The organism is Massilia oculi, from assembly GCF_017582745.1.
Classification (GTDB): domain Bacteria; phylum Pseudomonadota; class Gammaproteobacteria; order Burkholderiales; family Burkholderiaceae_D; genus Telluria; species Telluria oculi_A.
In genome coordinates, this window is record NZ_JAFVIM010000002.1 from 155,472 (window position 1) to 173,914 (window position 18,443).

The 18,443-nt window shown below is 64.9% G+C and carries 18 protein-coding genes and 1 tRNA gene; 12 read left to right on the forward strand and 7 right to left on the reverse strand.

Annotated features, from left to right (window positions below):
* Positions 1–66: 66 nt before the first annotated feature.
* The 4 genes from aroKB to ada all read left to right on the forward strand — a co-directional run bounded on the left by aroKB (position 67) and on the right by ada (position 4,430).
* Positions 67–1,677, forward strand: a complete 1,611-nt coding sequence (gene aroKB, locus J3U95_RS02865) for a bifunctional shikimate kinase/3-dehydroquinate synthase AroKB (protein WP_229519628.1) — start codon at positions 67–69, stop codon at positions 1,675–1,677.
* Positions 1,678–1,687: 10 nt separating this feature from the next.
* A complete protein-coding gene (locus J3U95_RS02870; protein ID WP_208277169.1) occupies positions 1,688–2,833 on the forward strand; it encodes a deoxyguanosinetriphosphate triphosphohydrolase in 1,146 nt (381 codons plus the stop codon).
* A 120-nt stretch (positions 2,834–2,953) separates the two neighbouring features.
* Positions 2,954–3,358 (forward strand): YybH family protein, encoded by a 405-nt coding sequence (locus J3U95_RS02875; protein ID WP_208277170.1) that lies wholly within the window; start codon positions 2,954–2,956, stop codon positions 3,356–3,358.
* Position 3,359: 1 nt separating this feature from the next.
* Positions 3,360–4,430, forward strand: a complete 1,071-nt coding sequence (ada, locus tag J3U95_RS02880; protein ID WP_208277171.1) for a bifunctional DNA-binding transcriptional regulator/O6-methylguanine-DNA methyltransferase Ada — start codon at positions 3,360–3,362, stop codon at positions 4,428–4,430.
* Positions 4,431–4,463: 33 nt separating this feature from the next.
* Here ada and J3U95_RS02885 read toward each other — a convergent pair whose 3' ends face one another.
* The 4 genes from J3U95_RS02885 to J3U95_RS02900 all read right to left on the reverse strand — a co-directional run bounded on the left by J3U95_RS02885 (position 4,464) and on the right by J3U95_RS02900 (position 7,222).
* Positions 4,464–5,312 (reverse strand): nucleotidyl transferase AbiEii/AbiGii toxin family protein, encoded by an 849-nt coding sequence (locus J3U95_RS02885; protein WP_208277172.1) that lies wholly within the window; start codon positions 5,310–5,312, stop codon positions 4,464–4,466.
* The gene (locus J3U95_RS02890; RefSeq protein WP_208277173.1) at positions 5,287–6,366 is read right to left on the reverse strand and encodes a type IV toxin-antitoxin system AbiEi family antitoxin; all 1,080 of its coding nucleotides are present in this window, start codon (positions 6,364–6,366) and stop codon (positions 5,287–5,289) included. The genes J3U95_RS02885 and J3U95_RS02890 overlap by 26 nt, the downstream gene beginning before the upstream one ends.
* Before the next feature lie 118 nt (positions 6,367–6,484).
* On the reverse strand, positions 6,485–6,673 hold the full coding sequence (locus J3U95_RS02895) for a hypothetical protein (protein ID WP_208277174.1): 189 nt from the start codon (positions 6,671–6,673) through the stop codon (positions 6,485–6,487).
* Between the two features lie 33 nt (positions 6,674–6,706).
* Complete coding sequence (locus J3U95_RS02900) at positions 6,707–7,222, reverse strand: DUF3224 domain-containing protein (RefSeq protein ID WP_307728324.1); 516 nt, start codon at positions 7,220–7,222, stop codon at positions 6,707–6,709.
* 123 nt (positions 7,223–7,345) lie between these two features.
* Here J3U95_RS02900 and J3U95_RS02905 point away from each other — a divergent pair, with 123 nt between their 5' ends.
* Entirely contained in the window at positions 7,346–8,230 is an 885-nt protein-coding gene (locus J3U95_RS02905) for a helix-turn-helix domain-containing protein (protein ID WP_208277175.1), read from the forward strand.
* Here J3U95_RS02905 and mutY read toward each other — a convergent pair.
* Genes mutY through mutM form a run of 3 tightly spaced genes read right to left on the reverse strand, consistent with a single transcriptional unit; the run spans position 8,184 to position 12,081 of the window.
* Positions 8,184–9,308: an A/G-specific adenine glycosylase gene (gene mutY, locus J3U95_RS02910; protein WP_208277176.1), complete on the reverse strand. Its 1,125-nt coding sequence runs from the start codon at positions 9,306–9,308 to the stop codon at positions 8,184–8,186. The genes J3U95_RS02905 and mutY overlap by 47 nt on opposite strands.
* Complete coding sequence (locus tag J3U95_RS02915; RefSeq protein WP_208277177.1) at positions 9,305–11,227, reverse strand: dynamin family protein; 1,923 nt, start codon at positions 11,225–11,227, stop codon at positions 9,305–9,307. The genes mutY and J3U95_RS02915 overlap by 4 nt, the downstream gene beginning before the upstream one ends.
* A 20-nt stretch (positions 11,228–11,247) precedes the next feature.
* Positions 11,248–12,081, reverse strand: coding sequence for a bifunctional DNA-formamidopyrimidine glycosylase/DNA-(apurinic or apyrimidinic site) lyase (gene mutM / locus J3U95_RS02920; RefSeq protein ID WP_208277178.1), 834 nt, complete (start codon positions 12,079–12,081; stop codon positions 11,248–11,250).
* A 108-nt stretch (positions 12,082–12,189) separates the two neighbouring features.
* Between mutM and J3U95_RS02925 the strand changes: the two genes are divergently transcribed.
* The 7 genes from J3U95_RS02925 to pth all read left to right on the forward strand — a co-directional run bounded on the left by J3U95_RS02925 (position 12,190) and on the right by pth (position 18,419).
* On the forward strand, positions 12,190–14,067 hold the full coding sequence (locus J3U95_RS02925) for a tetratricopeptide repeat protein (protein WP_208277179.1): 1,878 nt from the start codon (positions 12,190–12,192) through the stop codon (positions 14,065–14,067).
* A 68-nt stretch (positions 14,068–14,135) separates the two neighbouring features.
* Positions 14,136–14,741, forward strand: coding sequence for an outer membrane lipoprotein LolB (locus J3U95_RS02930; protein WP_208277180.1), 606 nt, complete (start codon positions 14,136–14,138; stop codon positions 14,739–14,741).
* Positions 14,742–14,744: 3 nt separating this feature from the next.
* Positions 14,745–15,644 (forward strand): 4-(cytidine 5'-diphospho)-2-C-methyl-D-erythritol kinase, encoded by a 900-nt coding sequence (ispE, locus tag J3U95_RS02935; protein ID WP_208277181.1) that lies wholly within the window; start codon positions 14,745–14,747, stop codon positions 15,642–15,644.
* 63 nt (positions 15,645–15,707) lie between these two features.
* Positions 15,708–15,784: transfer RNA gene (locus J3U95_RS02940), tRNA-Gln, on the forward strand.
* Between the two features lie 146 nt (positions 15,785–15,930).
* Complete coding sequence (locus J3U95_RS02945) at positions 15,931–16,881, forward strand: ribose-phosphate pyrophosphokinase (RefSeq protein WP_005663342.1); 951 nt, start codon at positions 15,931–15,933, stop codon at positions 16,879–16,881.
* 207 nt (positions 16,882–17,088) lie between these two features.
* Complete coding sequence (locus J3U95_RS02950) at positions 17,089–17,676, forward strand: 50S ribosomal protein L25/general stress protein Ctc (RefSeq protein ID WP_005663341.1); 588 nt, start codon at positions 17,089–17,091, stop codon at positions 17,674–17,676.
* Between the two features lie 158 nt (positions 17,677–17,834).
* On the forward strand, positions 17,835–18,419 hold the full coding sequence (pth, locus tag J3U95_RS02955; RefSeq protein WP_208277182.1) for an aminoacyl-tRNA hydrolase: 585 nt from the start codon (positions 17,835–17,837) through the stop codon (positions 18,417–18,419).
* The last annotated feature ends 24 nt before the right edge of the window (positions 18,420–18,443 follow it).

The following is an 18,443-nucleotide window of genomic DNA, read 5'->3' on the forward strand; positions in this document are numbered from 1 at the left end:
CTTTTCATTAGAGCGGGTTTGGTAGTGCCACATCCCAAGAACGACAATATCTTCCTTGTTGGCCTGATGGGGGCAGGGAAGACCACGATCGGTCGATTGCTTGCACGCAAGCTCAATCGCCGCTTCGTCGATTCCGACCACGAGATCGAGGCGCGCACCGGCGCGACCATCCCCTGGATCTTCGAGATCGAGGGCGAGGCCTGCTTCCGGCGGCGCGAAGCGGACGTGATCCGCGACCTCTCCGGCCAGCAGGGCCTGGTGCTGGCCACCGGCGGCGGCGCCGTGCTCAACCCGCAAAGCCGCGCCTTGCTGGCCGAGCGCGGCACCGTGATCTACCTGCGCGCCTCGATCGGCAGCATCCTGCAGCGCACCGCCCACGACAAGAACCGTCCGCTGCTGCAGACGGCCGACCCGCGCGCGAAACTCGAAGAGCTGTGGACCCAGCGCGATCCGCTGTACCGCGAGATTGCGGACCTCGTCATCGACACCGGCCGTCCTAACGTACAATCGATGGTACAGACCATATTGGATCAGCTGGCGGCGCAGGAAACAGCTCGCGCGCGCCGGCTTGCAAGGACATCGATGAACGAACAGGACCACATCACCCTCAACGTCGAACTCGGCGAGCGCAGCTACCCGATCGCGATCGGCCCCGGCCTGCTGGACGACGCCGCGCTGCTGGCGCGCCACATCGGCGGCAACAAGGTGGCCATCGTCACCAACACCACCGTCGCGCCGCTGTACCTGGCCAAGGTGGCCGGCCACCTGCGCGCCGCGGGCCGCGACGTGGTCGAGATCGTGCTGCCGGACGGCGAAGAGCACAAGAACTGGCAGTCGCTCAACCTGGTGTACGACGCGCTGCTGCAACACAAATGCGACCGCAAGACCACGCTGGTGGCGCTGGGCGGCGGCGTGATCGGCGACCTGACGGGCTTTGCCGCCTCGAGCTACATGCGCGGCGTGCCTTTCGTGCAGATCCCGACTACCCTGCTGTCCCAGGTCGATTCGTCGGTGGGCGGCAAGACCGGCATCAATCACCCGCTGGGCAAGAACATGATCGGCGCCTTCTACCAGCCGCGCGCCGTCATCGCCGACACCGCGACGCTCGACACCCTGCCGGCGCGCGAGCTGTCGGCCGGCCTGGCCGAGGTGATCAAGCATGGCGCCATCCTCGACGCGACCTTCTTCGACTGGATCGAGGCCAACATCGAGCAATTGATGGCGCGCGAGCCGCAAGCCATCGCCCATGCGATCGCGCGCTCGTGCGAGATCAAGTCCGACGTGGTGCGCAAGGACGAACGCGAAGGCGGCCTGCGTGCGGTGCTGAACTTCGGCCATACCTTCGGCCACGCGATCGAGAACGGCCTGGGCTACGGCGAGTGGCTGCACGGCGAGGCGGTCGGCTGCGGCATGGTGATGGCGGCCGACATGTCGGCGCGCCTGGGCCTGATCGAACCGGCCGCCGTGGAGCGCGTGCGCGCCCTGGTGCGCGCCGCCGGCCTGCCGGCCGTGGCGCCCGATCTCGGCGAGGCGCGCTGGATCGAGCTGATGGAAGTCGACAAGAAGAACGAGGGCGGCGAAATCCGCTTCATCCTGCTCAAGCCGCTCGGCAGCCCGTCGATCACCACGGCCCCGCTCGACATCCTGCGCTCGACCCTGGCGGCGTGCAGCGGCTGAGGGGCGCACGATGAACGCGACGCGCAGCTTCGACGACGGCCTGGCTCCCTTTGCTGCGCACTCGTCGCAGTCGCGCGGCCGGCGCCACCTCGAACCGGGTCCGGGCTCGCGCAGCGAATACCAGCGCGACCGCGACCGCATCATCCACTCGACCGCCTTCCGCCGGCTCGAATATAAAACCCAGGTGTTCCTGAACCACGAGGGCGACCTGTTCCGCACCCGGCTGACCCACAGCATCGAGGTGGCGCAGATCGGCCGCACCCTGGCGCGCAGCCTGCGCCTGAACGAAGACCTGGTCGAAGCCACCGCGCTGGCGCATGACCTGGGCCACACGCCCTTCGGCCACGTGGGCCAGGACGTGCTCAACGACTGCATGAAGGATTTCGGCGGCTTCGAGCACAACCTGCAAAGCCTGCGCGTGGTCGACCACCTCGAGGAGCACTACGGCGCCTTCGATGGCCTGAACCTGACTTTCGAAACGCGCGAGGGCATCCTCAAGCACTGCTCGCTGAACAATGCGCGCCAGCTTGGCGAGCTGGGCCAGCGTTTCATCGACCGCAGCCAGCCCAGCCTGGAAGCGCAGCTCACCAACCTGGCCGACGAGATCGCGTACAACAACCACGATATCGACGACGGCCTGCGCTCGGGCCTGCTGACCATGAAGCAGATGGAAGAGGTGGAGCTGTTCGCGCGCCTTCGCCACGAGGTGGAGCTCCAGTATCCCGGGTTAGCCGGACGGCGCGCGCTGTACGAGACGATCCGCCTGATGATCACGGCGATGACGGCCGACCTGGTCGAGACCTCGGCCCAGCGGATCCTGGACGCGAACCCGCGGAGCATCGACGACGTGCGCGCCGGCCCGCCGCTGATCCGCTTCTCGGACAAGATGCGGGCCGAAACCACGGCCCTCAAGCGCTTTTTATACGCCAACCTGTACCGCCACTTCCAGGTCAACCGCATGCGGGTGAAGGCGAGTCGCATCGTGCGCGAGCTGTTCCAGGCCTTCCTGGACGACCCGGTGCTGCTGCCGAACGACTACCAGGTCGAGGGCGACCCGATGAAGCAGGCGCGCAAGATCGCCGACTACATCGCCGGCATGACCGACCGCTACGCGATCCGCGAGCATCGGCGCATCTTTTCGCTCGATCATTTCTGAACCGCCTGCCCGGCTCCCGCTTCTGGCCGAGGGCGGCAGGCAAGTTTGAAAGTAAGATATCGAGTGTGGACGGCGCACGGGCGCCCTACAGTGGAAGCTCTTTCATTCCAGGAGTTCACCATGACAGGCACCTATGCGCTGGCGCGCCGCCCCGAGGACATCGTCCCGGCCTTGCTCGCCCACCTCAACTCCCTCGATACCGAGGTGATGCTGAATTTCTACGATCCCGAAGGCATGCTGGTCGACGCCCAAGGCGTGCCGCAGGTCGGCCGCGAGGCGATCCGCGCCGAGCTGCGCAAATACTTCAGCCTCGGGCTGCCGATGAAGATCACGGCGCGCCACATCTTCGTGGCCGGCGACATCGCCTCGCTGGTGCTGGACTGGTCGTACACGGGCACCGGGCCGGATGGACAGGAGGTCGACATCGTTGCCACCGCCAACGACATCGCGCGCCGCGGCGCCGACGGGTATTGGCGCTACCTGATCGACAATCCCTTCGGCACGGCGCTGCGCACGGAAGTGTGAGATGCAGGCGCGTACCGAGGAGGATCCGCGCTGGCGCCGCATCGTCGCGCGCGACCGCTCGGCCGACGGCAGCTTCTGGTACTCGGTGTCCAGCACAGGCGTCTATTGCCGGCCGTCCTGCCCGGCGCGCACCGCGCACCCGCGCTTCGTGCGCATCCACGACACCCTGGACGCGGCGCGCGCCACGGGATGCCGGCCGTGCGGGCGCTGCCATCCCGAGGCGCCGTCGCTGCACGAGCAGAACCGCGACCTGGTCGAGCGGGCCTGCGCGCTGCTCAGGGACAGTCCCCACGAGCTGCCGCTGGGCGTGCTCGCGACTCTGGTCAATCGCAGCCCGAGCCACCTGCACCGGCTGTTCAAGACCTTCACCGGCCTGACGCCGAAGGCTTTCCAGGTGGCCTGCCGCGCCGAGCGCCTGCGCGCCGCGCTGGATGGCGACACGACCGTGACCACCGCGCTGTACGACGCCGGCTACGGTTCCAGTGGCGCCTTCTATGCGCAAGCTGCGGGCGTTCTCGGCATGCAGCCCGGGCGCTTTCGCGCCGGCGGCGTGCGCGAGACCCTGCATTTCGCGCTGGGCCAGTGTTCGCTCGGCGCGATCCTGGTGGCGTCCAGCCCGCGCGGCGTCGCCGCGATCGCCCTCGGCGACGATCCGGCGCAGCTGCTGCACGATGTGCAGCAGCGCTTTCCGCGCGCGCGGCTGATCGGCGCCGACCCCGGCTACGAGGCGCTGGTAGCGCAGGTGGTCGGAATGGTCGAGCGTCCAGGCCTGGGCTGCGAACTGCCGCTCGACATCCGCGGCACGGCCTTCCAGCAGCGCGTCTGGCAGATCCTGCGCCATACGCCGCCGGGCAGCACGATCAGCTACCGGGACATCGCCCGCGCGCTCGGCATGCCGCGCGGGATGCGCGCGGTGGCCGCGGCCTGCGCCGCCAATCCGCTGGCGGTGGCGATTCCCTGTCACCGCGTGGTGCGCGAGGATGGCAGTCCGTGGGGATATCGCTGGGGGCTGGCGCGCAAGGAGGCGCTGTTGCGGCGCGAAGCGGCGGGGCAGGCCGTTCCGGGCCGGTAGACGCGGGATACAGAAGGCCGTGGTTCCCGGGGTTTATGCGATGGCTTGCAGCAAGAGGCGCAGGCAGTTCTGGACCCGTTGCTCTGCATTGTCGATATGGCGTGTTGCTCTGGTCATCTCGGTCGATAACCGGTCGAAGTCATGCTCGACTATCTGTTTCAGCACACCGATCGTTCGTTCGCTGGCGACTCGTTGGATATCCTTGCCCAGCAAGTACACTCCAGCCAGATCGGGATCGTAGTCGCCAGCTTCGATGACGCCTTCTTCGTCGTACACACGGTCGATATTGCCTGCGGCGGCGTAGCTGTCCATCAGGTGGATGAGATCGTGGGCGTCCTTCGGATTTTCTCTTCCTCGATCAGACCATGCGACCAGCTTGAGTATGGCAAGGCCCGCAAGGGAGACGACTTTGCCGTCGAACCCGGGGGCGAATGTCACGAGTTCTGCCGTTGCAAGAACATCATCGTAACCGGCCAGATTCATGATGATTTTCATGTCCGGTGGCCAGGCCAGTTCGTCGGTGCCCTGTGATATTCGCCCGAATGGTACGAGGTCCAGATGGTAGTGCAGGTCGCCTCGAGCACCTTTGTAGTAAAGGCGTTGTTGCGCCTGTCCGCCAGAGTCGAAAGTTCCACGCGCAATGAGCCTGGCTCTGAGGGCATCGAACTGCGCCCAATCCTTGACGGCGATGGCGAAATCCACGTCGGACGTCGCACGCCTGGCGGACAATCCGAACACATGGGTAAGAAGGATATCGCGTGCTGTCGCCCCTACGAGCATGTAATCGACTTGCTCTGCCAGCGCTTCTTCCGCCACGGCACGCAGAATATCGATCGTGACATGGTCGACTGGGCGGTCAGCTCTGATCGTACGAAGCGTCAATGAACTTCTCCTTGAGCATACGCGCAGTCTCTTGCGTGCGTGGGTCCAGCAGCCCGAGCAATTCTGAATACACCAGTAGCGGCGGAGCGATATCTGGCGTTGGTGCTTGTTCCCAGTGCCAGAATTTTTCCAGTATTTCGATATTGCCGTTGTGATCGGGCCTGATGCGATGCTGCTTGCTCAATATCTTGATTGCACCATCCATGTCACCTGGTCGGACGTACAGGGTTTGTGTGGCTGGCTTGAGATGACCGGTCAACTTTGCTGCAGCGACCTCCGATCCCCACGCCGCGTCGATGCCTTGCAAGTCGGCCGCTTGCCACCACGACGATTCGGGAGCGCTGAAGCGCCGGCTGTTCAGCTTGGTACGCAGGGTCGTGGGGTAGTTGATCGCCCACTCGTCCACCAAGCGTTCCGGTTCCAGCAATCTACGGCGCTCGGAATCTCCTTTGTTGATGAGGTAGCCGCGTCGTTCGAGATCGTTCAGGACGTTATGGGCTGTACCTAAGGAAACGCCAGCGTGTCTTGCAAGTTCCTTGTACGGTAAATGAATAGAGTCTGGCTTGGCGAGCAAGACGAATACCACGCGCAGTGCCGCGGTACTCGTGAGTCCTTTCGGCGCCGGCAAGGACTGCTGTTTGCGTTCGTTTTTTTCGCCCGTAATGAGGACGAAAAGACCGGGGGCTTGCAAATAGGCGTTGCCGTTCGTGTCAATGAACTGCAATCCGGTTGCACGGCAGTGTACGGCCAGTTCTTTGGTGATATATGGTGCGATTAGCAGAGCTGGGCCGTCAGCCGTTTCCAGCTGGCGCCGGACCTGGTCGACGTGTGCCTTGCGGTCGACCAGAAACTTGCACTCGACGGCATAATGGGCGGAACCACCTTCGTATGCAAGATCGATCGCGGCGTCCGGCTGATACCTGGCAGACGAAACTGTTTCAAGTTCGACAATGCTTCCTCTGATACCGATCTTCTCCGCGAGCGCGTCAAGCGCAGCCAACATCAGACTTTCCTTGGCATCGGGAAGATTGTAGGAAAATGCGCGATCATTCATTCAATTTTCCTCATTTTCATGGGCGATGAATGAGGTCATTCTATGCAAAATAATCGGAGCTTTCAATAATTTTCCATTTTCACGTAACGTGAAAAATATAAAAAATTGAAAGCTCTGTTTAGCCAAACAAGCCTGGTCTAGCCAAGTCCAGCAACAGCTTCTTGACCGGCATCGGCAGCGGCGCCTCCTTGAGCGCATCCAGCTTCCACCAGACCTGGTCCTGCGGCAGTGCGACGTGCCGGATGACAGACGATCGAATGGCTGGACGTGTCATCGGCAGCGCCAGGCGCCAGGCTTCTGCCGACAACGGTCGTCGTCAGGAAGCGGCATGCGCAGCCGACTATGGAAGAACGTAATCCATCGTGTAGCTGTGCTTGCCGTTGTCGATCTCGATCGTCATCGCGCCACGCAATCCCGTCAGCTCACCGGTGCCGGAATCGGGGACCACCGTCAGCACCAGCGACGATGTCCCGCGGTCCATCGTGCCGCTGTGCTGCAGGACGAAGCTGCCTGTGCGACCGTGCAATGTCCCTGTCACGCGTTCCAGTGCTACATAACCGGCCGAACCTTGTACCTGGGTGCGAATCGCCAGCATTTCGCCGAGGCTGGCTGCGGCCAGGTCGCCCTGGAATTGCTTGTCGATCGTCATGCGACTGAGCGCTGCCGTTTCGATTCCGGGCGCTGCGGCTTGCGGTGTCAGCTTGACGTCGAATGTTCCTGTCGCATGCATTCTTGCCATCTCTTTCGTTGCGGTCGGTGATGCGGCTGCATCGTTATGGGATTGCGCATTGGGCAGCGGGCCGAGCACAAGAACCAATGCTGCCAGGCAGGCCAGTCCGTCGAGTCGTACAGGCATCGTTAGCATTCCAGTAAGATATGACGGCGAGCAACTGAGCCGCGGAGACATGAATATACCAAGGGCGGGAACACCGATGATAGGAAAAACGCGACAGGCAAACGCCTGGGGCGGTGGCGCGCGATGAGCGGCAAGCCTGGCGAGCCGCGCGGCGTATTGCGCCGGCAGGGCGCACGTGGCCGGTTCCAGCACGAACGTCTCCTGCCGTCGTCAGGGCTGGCCGGCCTGGTCGAGCACTACTGGTACGTCAGTTGGGACCTGAGCTTGCTGCCGCCGCAGTTGCAGGCGACGCTCCCCCATCCCAATGTCCATCTGGTGGTCGAAAGGAATGCATCGACGATCTACGGTGTACGGACCGAGCGTTTCGAGCGCTGTCTCGAGGGCCAGGATTTCGTCTTCGGCATCAAGTTCAGGCCAGGCGGCTTCCATCCCTTCCTGCAAGAACCAGTATCGACGCTGGCGAACCGCTCACTGCCTGCGCGAGCCGTGTTTGGCATTGCCTGCGAGTCGCTGGCGCCGCGGATCGCCGCCTGCGCCACCGTGGACGCGATGATGGCCGTGGCAGAGACCTTCCTGCTCGGGAACTTGCCCGCTCCCGATCCCGCTTCCGATCCCGACATCGCGCGCGCCGGCGCGCTCGTGTCCACCATTGCCGACGACCTCGGGATCACCTCGGTGGACTGTTTGATGACCATGGCGGCGATCGACAAGCGTGCCTTGCAACGGCTGTTCCAGAAATACGTCGGCATCGGTCCCAAGTGGGTGATCAGGCGCTATCGCCTGCATGAGGCGATCGCGCGGATACAGGACGGCGCGCCCGTGGACTGGGCCGCGCTCGCGGCGGAGCTGGGGTATTTCGATCAATCCCATTTCGGACGCGACTTCCGCGCCCTGGTGGGACAGTCGCCGACCGGATATGCGCAGTCCTTGATTGCGTCGGCAGCGGAAGACGAACAGTCGATCAGCCGAACAGGCTGGGCTGCGCCAGGTCCAGCAACAGCTTCTTGACCGGCGCCGGCAGCGGCGCCTCGCCGATCGTATCGAGTTTCCACCAGACGGTGCCAGGCGCCAGCTCTGCGCGCGTCGCCAGCGTCACTGCGAACGGCGCGATATGCAGCTTGTAGTGGGTGAAGACATGCACCAGCGGGCTCAGTGGCCGCACTTCGTCGAGCGTGCCGAATGGGCCGGCGGCGACAGCAACGTCCGAGGTACAGACCGGCGCTTCATCCTCATCCATCGGCACGTGTCCACCCACTTCCGGCAGCGACAGCAGGCCGCCCCAGATGCCGGTCTGCGGACGCTGTTCCAGCAGCACCTCGCCGCGGTCGATGACGACCAGCAGCGCGGTGCGCTTTTCCGGCGTCGCCTTCTTCGGTTTGCGCACCGGCAGTTCGGCCGTGCGGCCGGTGGCGAAGGCCACGCAGCGCGCCTGCAGCGGGCAGCGGCCGCAGTCGGGACGCGAGCGGGTGCACAGGGTGGCGCCCAGGTCCATCAGGCCCTGGGTATAGGCCTCGATGGCGCCCGGGTTGCCGGCCACCTCGGGCAGCAGGGCGTCGGCGCGCCGCCACAGCGCATCCTCGATGGGTTTCAGGCCGGGATAGGCGTCGATCCCGAACACGCGCGCGAACACGCGCTTGACGTTGCCGTCCAGGATGGCGGCGCGCACGCCGCTGGAAAACGCGGCGATCGCCGCTGCCGTCGAGCGGCCGATGCCGGGCAGGTCGGCCAGCAGCGCCGGGTCGCTCGGGAACACACCGTCGTAGTCCTGCACCACGCGCTTGGCACAGGCGTGCAGGTTGCGCGCGCGGGTGTAGTAACCGAGGCCGCTCCAGTGCGCCATCACGTCCTCTGAAGGCGCTTCGGCCAGCGCGTGGACGGTCGGGAAGCGTTCCAGGAAGCGGGCGTAATAGCCCAGCACTGCGGCCACTTGCGTCTGCTGCAGCATGATCTCGGACAGCCAGACGCGGTAGGCATCCTGGGTGTTTTGCCAGGGCAGGGTGTGGCGGCCATGGCTGCGCTGCCAGTCGATCACGGCCTTGGAGAAGGTCGGATCGGCCAGCTGGTCGAACTCGGTGAGGCGTTTCATGCGGTGTCGTGTTGCGGGCTCGAAGCCTCTAGTGTGGTGGTGACGCCGGCCGCGATGGCGGCCAGGCGCTGGCGCGTGGATTCGAGTTCGGCCTGGCCGTGCTCGAAGGCGCCGATCTTCTGTTCCAGGCTGTCGCTGGCGTCGTGGATGCGCTGGACCGTGGCCTGGCGCTGGCGCAGGCTGTCGCGGTGCTGGCGGATCTGCGCTTCCAGCGGCGCGTTGGCGACCTTCAGCCAGGCTTCGACGTCGGCGTTGGCGGCGCGATAGACGCGCCGCACGCGCGAGGCGATCGAATCGAAGAAGCGCTCGAGCAGCGTCGCGCGGCTGGTCATCAACAGGGTCGCGGTGCCGAACTGGCGCTCGAACAGCGTTTCGATGGCATCGATCTCGTCGACGTGGCGCGTCAGCGACAAGGCTTGCGGCAGCGCCAGCGACAGGCCGTGTTCGGCCGCGAAGCGGCGGTGCATGGCGTCCATCATGGACTTGATCTCGTCGACCTTGGCGCAGGCGTCGAGCAGGCCGGCGCGCGCGCCGGCGAAGTAGTTGCGCACCGGCGCGCGCATGCCGGTGGCGAAGCGCGCGGCCGACATCGCGGCGCGCACCGTTTCGGTCCGGTCCTGCAGGCCGTCCATGCCGACCAAGGTGTACAGCTCGGTCGACAGGCGCGTGAACACGGCGCGCGTGCCCTGCAGCTTGAACAGGCCGGCGTCGAATTCCTTCTTCTCGGCCTCCACCCGGCGCACCATGTGGGCGATCATGCCCTGGTTCTTGCCGCGCAGGCTGCGCAGCTCCTGCAGCTGCTCGACCAGCTCGCGCAGGCGCGCCGCCATCAATACCTGCTGGCCTGCCGCCAGGATCTCGAGGTCGGCGCGCAGCTGGCGCGCGTTGATCGCGCGCCGCGCCGGGATCAACTGGTGGAACAGCGCCGATTCGAGCGCCCCCATGCGGCTGCGCTCGAACAAGTCCATGTCGCCGCCGATGCGTCCGACCAGCGCCTTGTGGGCCGAGACCGGATAGACCTGGCCGGCGTCCAGCCCGAGCAGGCGCGCGACGTCGTGCTGCTGGCGCGCGATCTCGGTTTGCACGGCGACCGGGCTCTTGAGCTCGTCCCACATGGCGTCGATCTTGTTCAGCACCGCCAGCCGGCCCGGCCCGGCGCCGATATGGGTGCGCCAGACCTCGATGTCGCTGCGCGTCACGCCGGTGTCGGCGGCCAGCACGAACAGCACCGCGTGTGCGTTCGGGATCAGGTTCAGCGTCAGTTCCGGCTCGGTGCCGATCGCGTTCAGGCCCGGCGTGTCGAGGATCACCAGGCCCTGCTTGAGCAGCGGATGCGGCAGGTTGATGATGGCGTGGCGCCAGCGCGGGATCTCGATGCTGCCGTCCGCAACGACGCTGTCGGCCAGGTCGGGATCCTGCGGGTCGAACAGGCCGTAGCGCTCGGCCTCTTTCACCGGTACGTGGCGCGTCTGGCTGACCTGGCGCAACGTCTCGTGCATCGCGCCCGGATCGTCCAGGTCGAGCGGCAGCACGGTCCAGGCGCCGGAGTCGTCGCGGTAGTCGCCCAGGGACAGCTGGCCGGCGCGGGTCTCGACCGGCAGCAGGCGGATGCAGGGCGGAAGCTGAGCATCCCACAGCAGCTCGGTCGGGCACATGGTGGTGCGGCCGGCGCTGGACGGCAGGATGCGCTGGCCGTAGTCGGCGAAGAACAGGGCGTTGATCAGCTCGGTTTTGCCGCGCGAGAACTCGGCCACGAAGGCGACCGACAGCCGGTCGTCGCGCAGGCGTCCGAGCGCGCGCGCCAGCACCTGTTCGCCGGCGGCGTCGATCAGTCCGGCTTCGCGCAGGGCTTTGCCGTAGCCTTCGAGGCTGGCGGCAACGCTGGCCCTCCACGCCCCATACTGTTGTAGATCCTGCATCGTTTTAGCCCGTTATGTCCCTAGCGCTGGCACTGCGCGCAATAGAAGGTCGAGCGCTGGCCCTGCTTGATCTGGCGGACCGGCGCCTCGCACTGGCGGCAGGGCACACCAGCACGATCATAGACGAAATATGTCTGCTGGAAATATCCAGACTGGCCATTTACAGCAATAAAGTCACGCAGGGTACTGCCGCCCTGGACGATGGCGGCGGCCAGGATCTCGCGGATCGCTTCGGCCAGCCGGTCGTAGCGCGCGCGGCTGATGCGCGAGGCCGCCGTCCTGGGGCTGATCCCGGCGCGGAACAGGCTCTCGCAGGCGTAGATATTGCCGACGCCCACCACGATGTCGCCGGCCAGCAGCACCTGCTTGATCGGCGCGCTGCGGCGCCGCGTTTCCCGATGCAGCAGGGCGCCATTGAAGTGCTCGCCGAGCGGTTCCACGCCCAGGCCGCGCAACAGGATGTGTTCTTCCAGGTCGCCATCCTCGTTGGCATGCCACAGCACGGCGCCGAAGCGGCGCGGATCGTGCAGGCGCAGCACCTGCACGCCGTCAAGGCCATTGACGACGAGGTCGAAATGGTCGTGCTTGCGCGGTTCGATGCCCGGCGGCAGCACGCGCAGGTGGCCGGACATGCCCAGGTGGACGATCAGGGTGCCGTGCTCGAAATGAATCAACAGGTATTTACCGCGCCGGCCGGTGGCCAGGATACGGCGGCCGGCCAGCAGCGCGCCCAGGCCGGGCGGGAAGGGCCAGCGCAGGCCGTCGCGGCGGCAGACGACCTGCTCGACCACGCGGCCTTCGATATGGGGCGCGACACCGCGCCGGGTGACTTCTACTTCTGGCAGTTCAGGCATGGGGGAGACGAATCGTGTAAAGTCGGGTTGCCGTCGCGGCTGGGCAGCCTGCGGGCCGGGCTGGCGCCAGGAATCCTGACGCAGCTCATGCGCGGCAGGCGCCTGCGCATGAGCGTAGAATCAAATCAAAACATCAACTCGGATTTTGGACTTGCTTTGAAAAACGCTTTCGCCATTGTAACCGTCTCCGGGCTGCTTGCAGGCCTGCTCTCAGGATGTGCTGTCTCGCCGCAACAGCAGTCGCTCGCCGCCGGCGAGCAGGCCGAGTTCGGCCAGCAGCAATCCACGCAGCAAGAGACCGAGCCCGAGCTGGACGAGGAAGAGCTGGCGGCCAAGCAAAAGGCCGAGGAAGAAGCGCGCCTGCCCAAGGTCGAGCTCACGCCCGTCATGCTCGAGCAGCTGATGAAGGCGGAATTCGCGTTTCGCAACGGCGACTGGCAGGGGCCCTATCTCACCGTCTACAACCTGGCCCAGCGCACCGGCGATCCGCGCCTGGCGCGCCGTGCGGCCGAGATGGCGGTGGCCGCCAAGCAGGCCGACGACACCCTGGCCGCGGTGCGCCTGTGGTACCGGCTCGACCCGGAATCCGACGAAGCGACCCAGTATTTCGTCGGCATGGCGGTCACGTCCGACAAGATCGCCGAACTCGAACCGATCTTCGAGCAGCGCCTGCGCGAGGCGACTCCGGCCCGGCGCGGCGTGCTGCTGTTCCAGGTCCAGCAATTGCTGGGCCGTGCGAAGGACAAGGAAGCGGCGATCGCCATGCTCGAGCGCCTGATCGCGCCCTACGACAACACGATGGAAGCGCGCGTCGTGCGCGCCCAGATCGCGCTGGTGAAGGGCGACAAGGCGCTGGCCCGCAGCGAAGCCCAGGCGGCCCTGGCCATCAAGCCCGACGCCGAGATCGCCCTCCTGATGCTGGCGCAGGTGACCGAGGACGAGGCGCAAGTGGTGGCCTTGATGCAGAAATTCCTCAAGAGCTATCCGAAGGCGAACGACGTGCGCGCCGCCTATGCGCGGGTGCTGGTCAACTGCAAGGATTATCCGGCGGCACGGCGCGAGTTCGAGCTGCTGGTCAAGGCCCAGCCCGACAACGCCGCCCATCTGTATGCGCTGGGCATCCTGGCCACGCAGATGAACGATGCCCTCGGCGCCGAACAATATTTCACGCGCTTCGTGGAAGTGCTGGGACGCAATCCAGACGACGAACGCGATCCTTCGCGCGCGCTATTGATCCTGTCGCAACTGGCGGAAGAGCGCAACGACCTGGTCGGCGCCCTGCAATGGCTGGACAAGGTGCCGGAGGGTACGGATCCGCAAACCCGCTTCAATACCCAGCTGCGCCGCGTCCACCTGGTCGGCAAGGGCGGCGACCTGAACAGCGCGCGGCGCTTGCTGGCCGAGATAAAGACCGACGATCCGGCGCGCCAGGCCCAGCTCATGGCGGCCGAGGCGCAACTGCTGCGCGACGCCAACCAGCTGCAGGAAGCCTATGCGGTGATGGAAGCGGCGACCAAGCGCTTCCCGAAGAATCCCGACCTGCTGTACGACTTCGCGCTGCTGGCCGAAAAACTGGGCAAGGTCGACGTGATGGAGGCGCAATTGCGTGAAGTGATGGCGCAGGCGCCGGACAACCACCATGCCTATAACGCCCTCGGCTATTCGCTGGCGGAGCGCAATGTGCGCCTGCAGGAAGCCTATGGCCTGATCGCCAAGGCGCTCGACATGGCGCCGGACGACCCCTTCATCATGGACAGCATGGGCTGGATCCATTATCGGATGGGCAACCTGGCGGAAGCCGAGAAATTCCTGCGCCGCGCCTACGGCCTGCGCAAGGACCCCGAGATCGCCGTCCACCTGGGCGAAGTGCTGTGGCAGAAGGGCGATAAGTCGGCGGCCGAGAAGTTGTGGCGCGAGGCGCGCGCCAAGGATCCGCAGAACGATACGCTGCGCACCACGCTGGCGCGGTTGCGGCCTTCCTTGTGAAATAATCCAGCCTGGCGGCGGACCGCATTGCGCTGTCCGCCGCGTTTGTCCAATTCGCTATCGTTCCTATGCCACTGACCCGACGTCTTACCCTGCTCGCCGCCGCGTGCTCCTTCGCTGCCGCGCTTGCCGGCTGCGCCACCGGCACCGCCAACCTGTCCACCGCCACGGTCGGCGACTACCGCGACACCATCGACCTCTCGGGCAAGCTGTCGGTCAATTATCAGAAGGATGGCAGGCAGGAGTCGATCACCGGCAATTTCAACTGGGAACAGCGTCCGGAGGCGATCGACGTCGCCCTGATTTCTCCGCTGGGCCAGACCGTGGCGACGATCAATGTCACGCCCACTTCCGCGACCCTGGTCCAGGGCGGCGAGGAGCGCACGGCGGGCGACATCGACAGCCTGACCCAGGAAACCCTGGGCTGGCCGCTGCCGGTGTCCGGCCTGCGCGACTGGCTGCAGGGCTACGCGCTGGACGCGCAGGGGCAGCGCTTCCGCGCCTCGCCGGCCAATAACAGCGTGACGACCAGGGATGGCTGGCGCCTGCGCTTCGTCGAGTGGCAAGATCCGGCGGCAAGCCAGCCGGCGCCGCGCCTCATCCAGGCCGAGCGCGCCGCCTCGGGCGACATCACGGACCTGGCGATCCGCATCGTCATCCTGCCGGCAGCCTGATCCATGCGTTCGCTGCACGATTGCCCGGCGCCGGCCAAGCTCAACCTGTTCCTGCACGTCACCGGCCGCCGCGCCGATGGCTACCATCTGCTGCAAAGCGTATTTCAACTGATCGACCGTGCCGACCGCTTGCATTTCGATTTGCGCGACGACGAGCAGATTCGCCGTACCAACGAGGTGCCGGGCGTGCCCGAAGACCAGGACCTGGTCGTGCGCGCGCTGCGCCTGCTGCAGGCGGAGTTCGCGCGCCGGCATGGCCGGCTGCCGCCGGGCATCTCGGTCAGGGTGGACAAGGTCTTGCCCATGGGCGGCGGGCTCGGAGGAGGATCGTCGGATGCGGCCACGGCCTTGATGGCGGCCAACGCGCTCTGGCAAGCCGGCCTGAGCCGCGAGGAACTGATGACGCTGGGCCTGCCGCTGGGCGCCGACATCCCATTCTTCCTGTTCGGCGAAACCGCGTTCGCGGAAGGCGTGGGGGAGGCCTTGCAGGCGGTGCCGGGGCCGGATTGCTGGTATGTGGTGATCGAGCCGGGTGTCGCGGTGCCGACCCCCGCAATTTTTTCTGCGCCGGATTTGACAAGAGATTCAAAGCCCGTCAGAATAGCGGACTTTTCCAGCCACACCGATTCATGCAGTACGGTTGGTTTTGGGAAAAATGATTTGCAGGACGTGGCGATGCGCCTGTTCCCGCCGGTAGCAGAGGCGGTTGAATGGTTGAGCAGCCATGGCGATGCCAGGATGACTGGCTCAGGGGCGTGCGTGTTTTGCGCGTTCTCCAGCGAAGACGCCGCCAACCATGTGTTGGCGCAAGTGCCGGGCAAGTGGACGGCATGGAAGGCAAAGTCGCTGAAGACACACCCGCTGATGAAATCGCTCTTGCAAAATCAGGGAGTTATAGAATAAAATACTGCCTGTCGCAGCGTTGAGTAGTAAGTAAAATGCTGTGGCGAGCAGTAAAGATCGTGTAGGGGAATCGCCAAGTTGGTTAAGGCACCGGATTTTGATTCCGGCATTCCAAGGTTCGAATCCTTGTTCCCCTGCCAAAGTTTTCTTGTTCTGTCGATGCGGATGCGTCCAGCAAGAAAATCGCGATGCGGTGCCGAGCGCCACATCAGCATGCTAATCAGCCGGTCTATCCGGCTGATTGTTTTTCTACCGTACAAACGCTTTTTACCCTTTTAGGACTCCCATGGCTTACGAAAACCTGATGGTTTTTACCGGCAATGCCAATCCGGCACTAGCAGAGGGGGTCGCAAAAAGCCTCGGCATTCCTCTCGGTAAAGCAGTCGTCTCGAAGTTCTCCGACGGCGAAGTCATGGTCGAGATCAACGAGAACGTGCGTGGCAAGGACGTCTTCGTCCTGCAATCGACCTGCGCCCCGACCAATGACAGCCTGATGGAAATCATGCTGATGGTCGACGCCCTCAAGCGCGCCTCGGCCGGCCGTATCACCGCCGCCATTCCTTACTTCGGCTATGCCCGCCAAGATCGCCGTCCGCGTTCGGCGCGTGTCGCGATCTCGGCCAAGGTCGTCGCGAACATGCTGGAAGAAGCCGGCGTCGAGCGCGTCCTGATCATGGACCTGCACGCCGACCAGATTCAAGGTTTCTTCGACATCCCTGTCGACAATATCTACGCATCGCCAATCCTGCTGGGCGACCTGCAGAAGCGCAACTACGACGACCTGCTGGTCGTGTCGCCTGACGTCGGCGGCGTGGTGCGCGCACGTGCCCTGGCCAAGCGCCTGGGCTGCGACCTGGCGATCATCGACAAGCGTCGCCCGAAGGCCAACGTGTCGGAAGTGATGAACATCATCGGCGAAGTCGAAGGCCGCAACTGCGTGATCATGGATGACATGGTCGACACCGCAGGCACCCTGTGCAAGGCCGCCGAAGTGCTCAAGGAGCGCGGCGCCAAGAAAGTCGTTGCCTATTGCACGCACCCGGTCCTGTCGGGCCCGGCGATCGATCGCATCGCGAGCTCGCCGCTGGACGAACTGGTCGTCACCGACACCATCCCGCTGAGCCCAGCCGGCGCCGCTTGCGGCAAGATCCGCCAGCTGACCTGCGCACCGCTGCTGGCCGAGACCTTCAAGCGGATCGTCAAGGGTGACTCGGTGATTTCGCTGTTCGTCGACTAAGCAGTTTCGACGTCGTATTTCGCGGCGCGCCTGGCTGAAACAGCCGGCGCGCCGTTGTAGCATCCGGGATTTACCGTATTTCTTGAGCGTGCAGCATTGGCGCTCGTTCTTGACCGTCCCTGGTCGCGGGGATGGTCGCCACTTGGGCAACCGGGCCGGGAAACGTTTTCCCCGACATTCGGGCCCGATTTATTTTTGGAGTTTCACATGAAAGTAGTCGCATTCAACCGCACTCAGCAGGGGACCGGAGCGAGCCGCCGCCTGCGCAACGCTGGCCAGACCCCAGGCATCATCTACGGTGGCACCGAAGCCCCGGCACTGATCGCCCTGGACGGCAACGCGTTGTACCACGCGCTCAAGAAAGAAGCATTCCACGGTTCCGTGCTGGACCTGGAAATCGACGGCAAGACCCAGCAAGTGCTGCTGCGTGACTTCCAGATGCACGCATACAAGCAACTGGTCCTGCACGCTGACTTCCAGCGCGTCGACACCTCGAAGCCAATCCACACCAAGGTCACCCTGCACTTCGTGAACGCCGAGATCTCGCCAGCAGTCAAGCTGAGCGGCGCCATCGTGTCGCACGTGCTGAACGAAGTCGAAGTGTCCTGCCTGCCAGGCCAACTGCCAGAGTTCATCGAAGTCGACCTGTCGAAGCTGGAAGCCGGCCAGTCGATCCACACCGGCGACCTGGTCCTGCCAGAAGGCGTGACCGCGCTGACCCACGGCCAGAACCTGACCATCGTCACCACCTCGATCCCACGCGGCGCAGCGACTGCTGAAACCGCTGCTGAGTAATATCGGCTGAGGGCGCCGCTTCGGCGGCGCATCGATAAAAACCCGTCGTGGCTTGCCCGGCGGGTTTTTTGTTTTCCGTTGGCCTGCACCGAACATCGTTGTGTACGCCAGCTGGCCCGTTTAAGCGATAATCGCGTTTTCTCCAAAGAACACCACGCATGTCCATCCGTCTGATCGTCGGCCTCGGCAACCCTGGCCCGGAATACGAACAAACCCGCCACAACGCCGGCTTCTGGCTGGTCGACAACCTGGCCAACAGCCTGCCGGGCTGCCGCCTGCAGCGCGAATCGCGTTTCAACGCCCTGGTGGCCAAGACCTCGATCTCGGGCAACGACGTCTGGCTGCTCGAGCCGCAGACCTTCATGAACCGCTCCGGCCAGTCGGTCGGCGCGCTGGCGCGCTTCTACAAGATCAACCCGGACGAAGTCCTGGTCGTGCACGACGAGCTCGACCTGATGCCCGGCGTCGCCAAGCTCAAGAAGGGCGGCTCATCGGGCGGCCACAACGGCCTGAAGGACATCACCGCGGCCCTCGGCACCCAGGAATACTGGCGCCTGCGCCTCGGCATCGGCCATCCGCGCAGCCTGAACCTGCAACAGGGCGTGGCCGACTTCGTGCTGCATCGCCCGCGCCGCGAAGAGCAGAGCCTGATCGAGGAATCGATCGACAAGAGCCTGCGCATCATCCCGCTCGCCTGCGAAGGCAAGCTCGACGTGGCGACGATGCAACTGCATACGGCCTGAGGCCGCGTTCTTCACTTCTCCGGC

Bases quoted from the DNA above. Each gene is read 5' to 3' on its own strand.
- aroKB (WP_229519628.1), top strand. From the start codon at position 67: ATGGGGGCAGGGAAGACCACGATCGGTCGATTGCTTGCACGCAAGCTC.
- J3U95_RS02870 (WP_208277169.1), top strand. From the start codon at position 1,688: ATGAACGCGACGCGCAGCTTCGACGACGGCCTGGCTCCCTTTGCTGCG.
- J3U95_RS02875 (WP_208277170.1), top strand. From the start codon at position 2,954: ATGACAGGCACCTATGCGCTGGCGCGCCGCCCCGAGGACATCGTCCCG.
- ada (WP_208277171.1), top strand. From the start codon at position 3,360: ATGCAGGCGCGTACCGAGGAGGATCCGCGCTGGCGCCGCATCGTCGCG.
- J3U95_RS02890 (WP_208277173.1), bottom strand. From the start codon at position 6,366: ATGAATGATCGCGCATTTTCCTACAATCTTCCCGATGCCAAGGAAAGT.
- J3U95_RS02900 (WP_307728324.1), bottom strand. From the start codon at position 7,222: ATGCCTGTACGACTCGACGGACTGGCCTGCCTGGCAGCATTGGTTCTT.
- J3U95_RS02905 (WP_208277175.1), top strand. From the start codon at position 7,346: ATGAGCGGCAAGCCTGGCGAGCCGCGCGGCGTATTGCGCCGGCAGGGC.
- mutY (WP_208277176.1), bottom strand. From the start codon at position 9,308: ATGAAACGCCTCACCGAGTTCGACCAGCTGGCCGATCCGACCTTCTCC.
- J3U95_RS02915 (WP_208277177.1), bottom strand. From the start codon at position 11,227: ATGCAGGATCTACAACAGTATGGGGCGTGGAGGGCCAGCGTTGCCGCC.
- mutM (WP_208277178.1), bottom strand. From the start codon at position 12,081: ATGCCTGAACTGCCAGAAGTAGAAGTCACCCGGCGCGGTGTCGCGCCC.
- J3U95_RS02925 (WP_208277179.1), top strand. From the start codon at position 12,190: ATGAGCGTAGAATCAAATCAAAACATCAACTCGGATTTTGGACTTGCT.
- J3U95_RS02930 (WP_208277180.1), top strand. From the start codon at position 14,136: ATGCCACTGACCCGACGTCTTACCCTGCTCGCCGCCGCGTGCTCCTTC.
- ispE (WP_208277181.1), top strand. From the start codon at position 14,745: ATGCGTTCGCTGCACGATTGCCCGGCGCCGGCCAAGCTCAACCTGTTC.
- J3U95_RS02945 (WP_005663342.1), top strand. From the start codon at position 15,931: ATGGCTTACGAAAACCTGATGGTTTTTACCGGCAATGCCAATCCGGCA.
- J3U95_RS02950 (WP_005663341.1), top strand. From the start codon at position 17,089: ATGAAAGTAGTCGCATTCAACCGCACTCAGCAGGGGACCGGAGCGAGC.
- pth (WP_208277182.1), top strand. From the start codon at position 17,835: ATGTCCATCCGTCTGATCGTCGGCCTCGGCAACCCTGGCCCGGAATAC.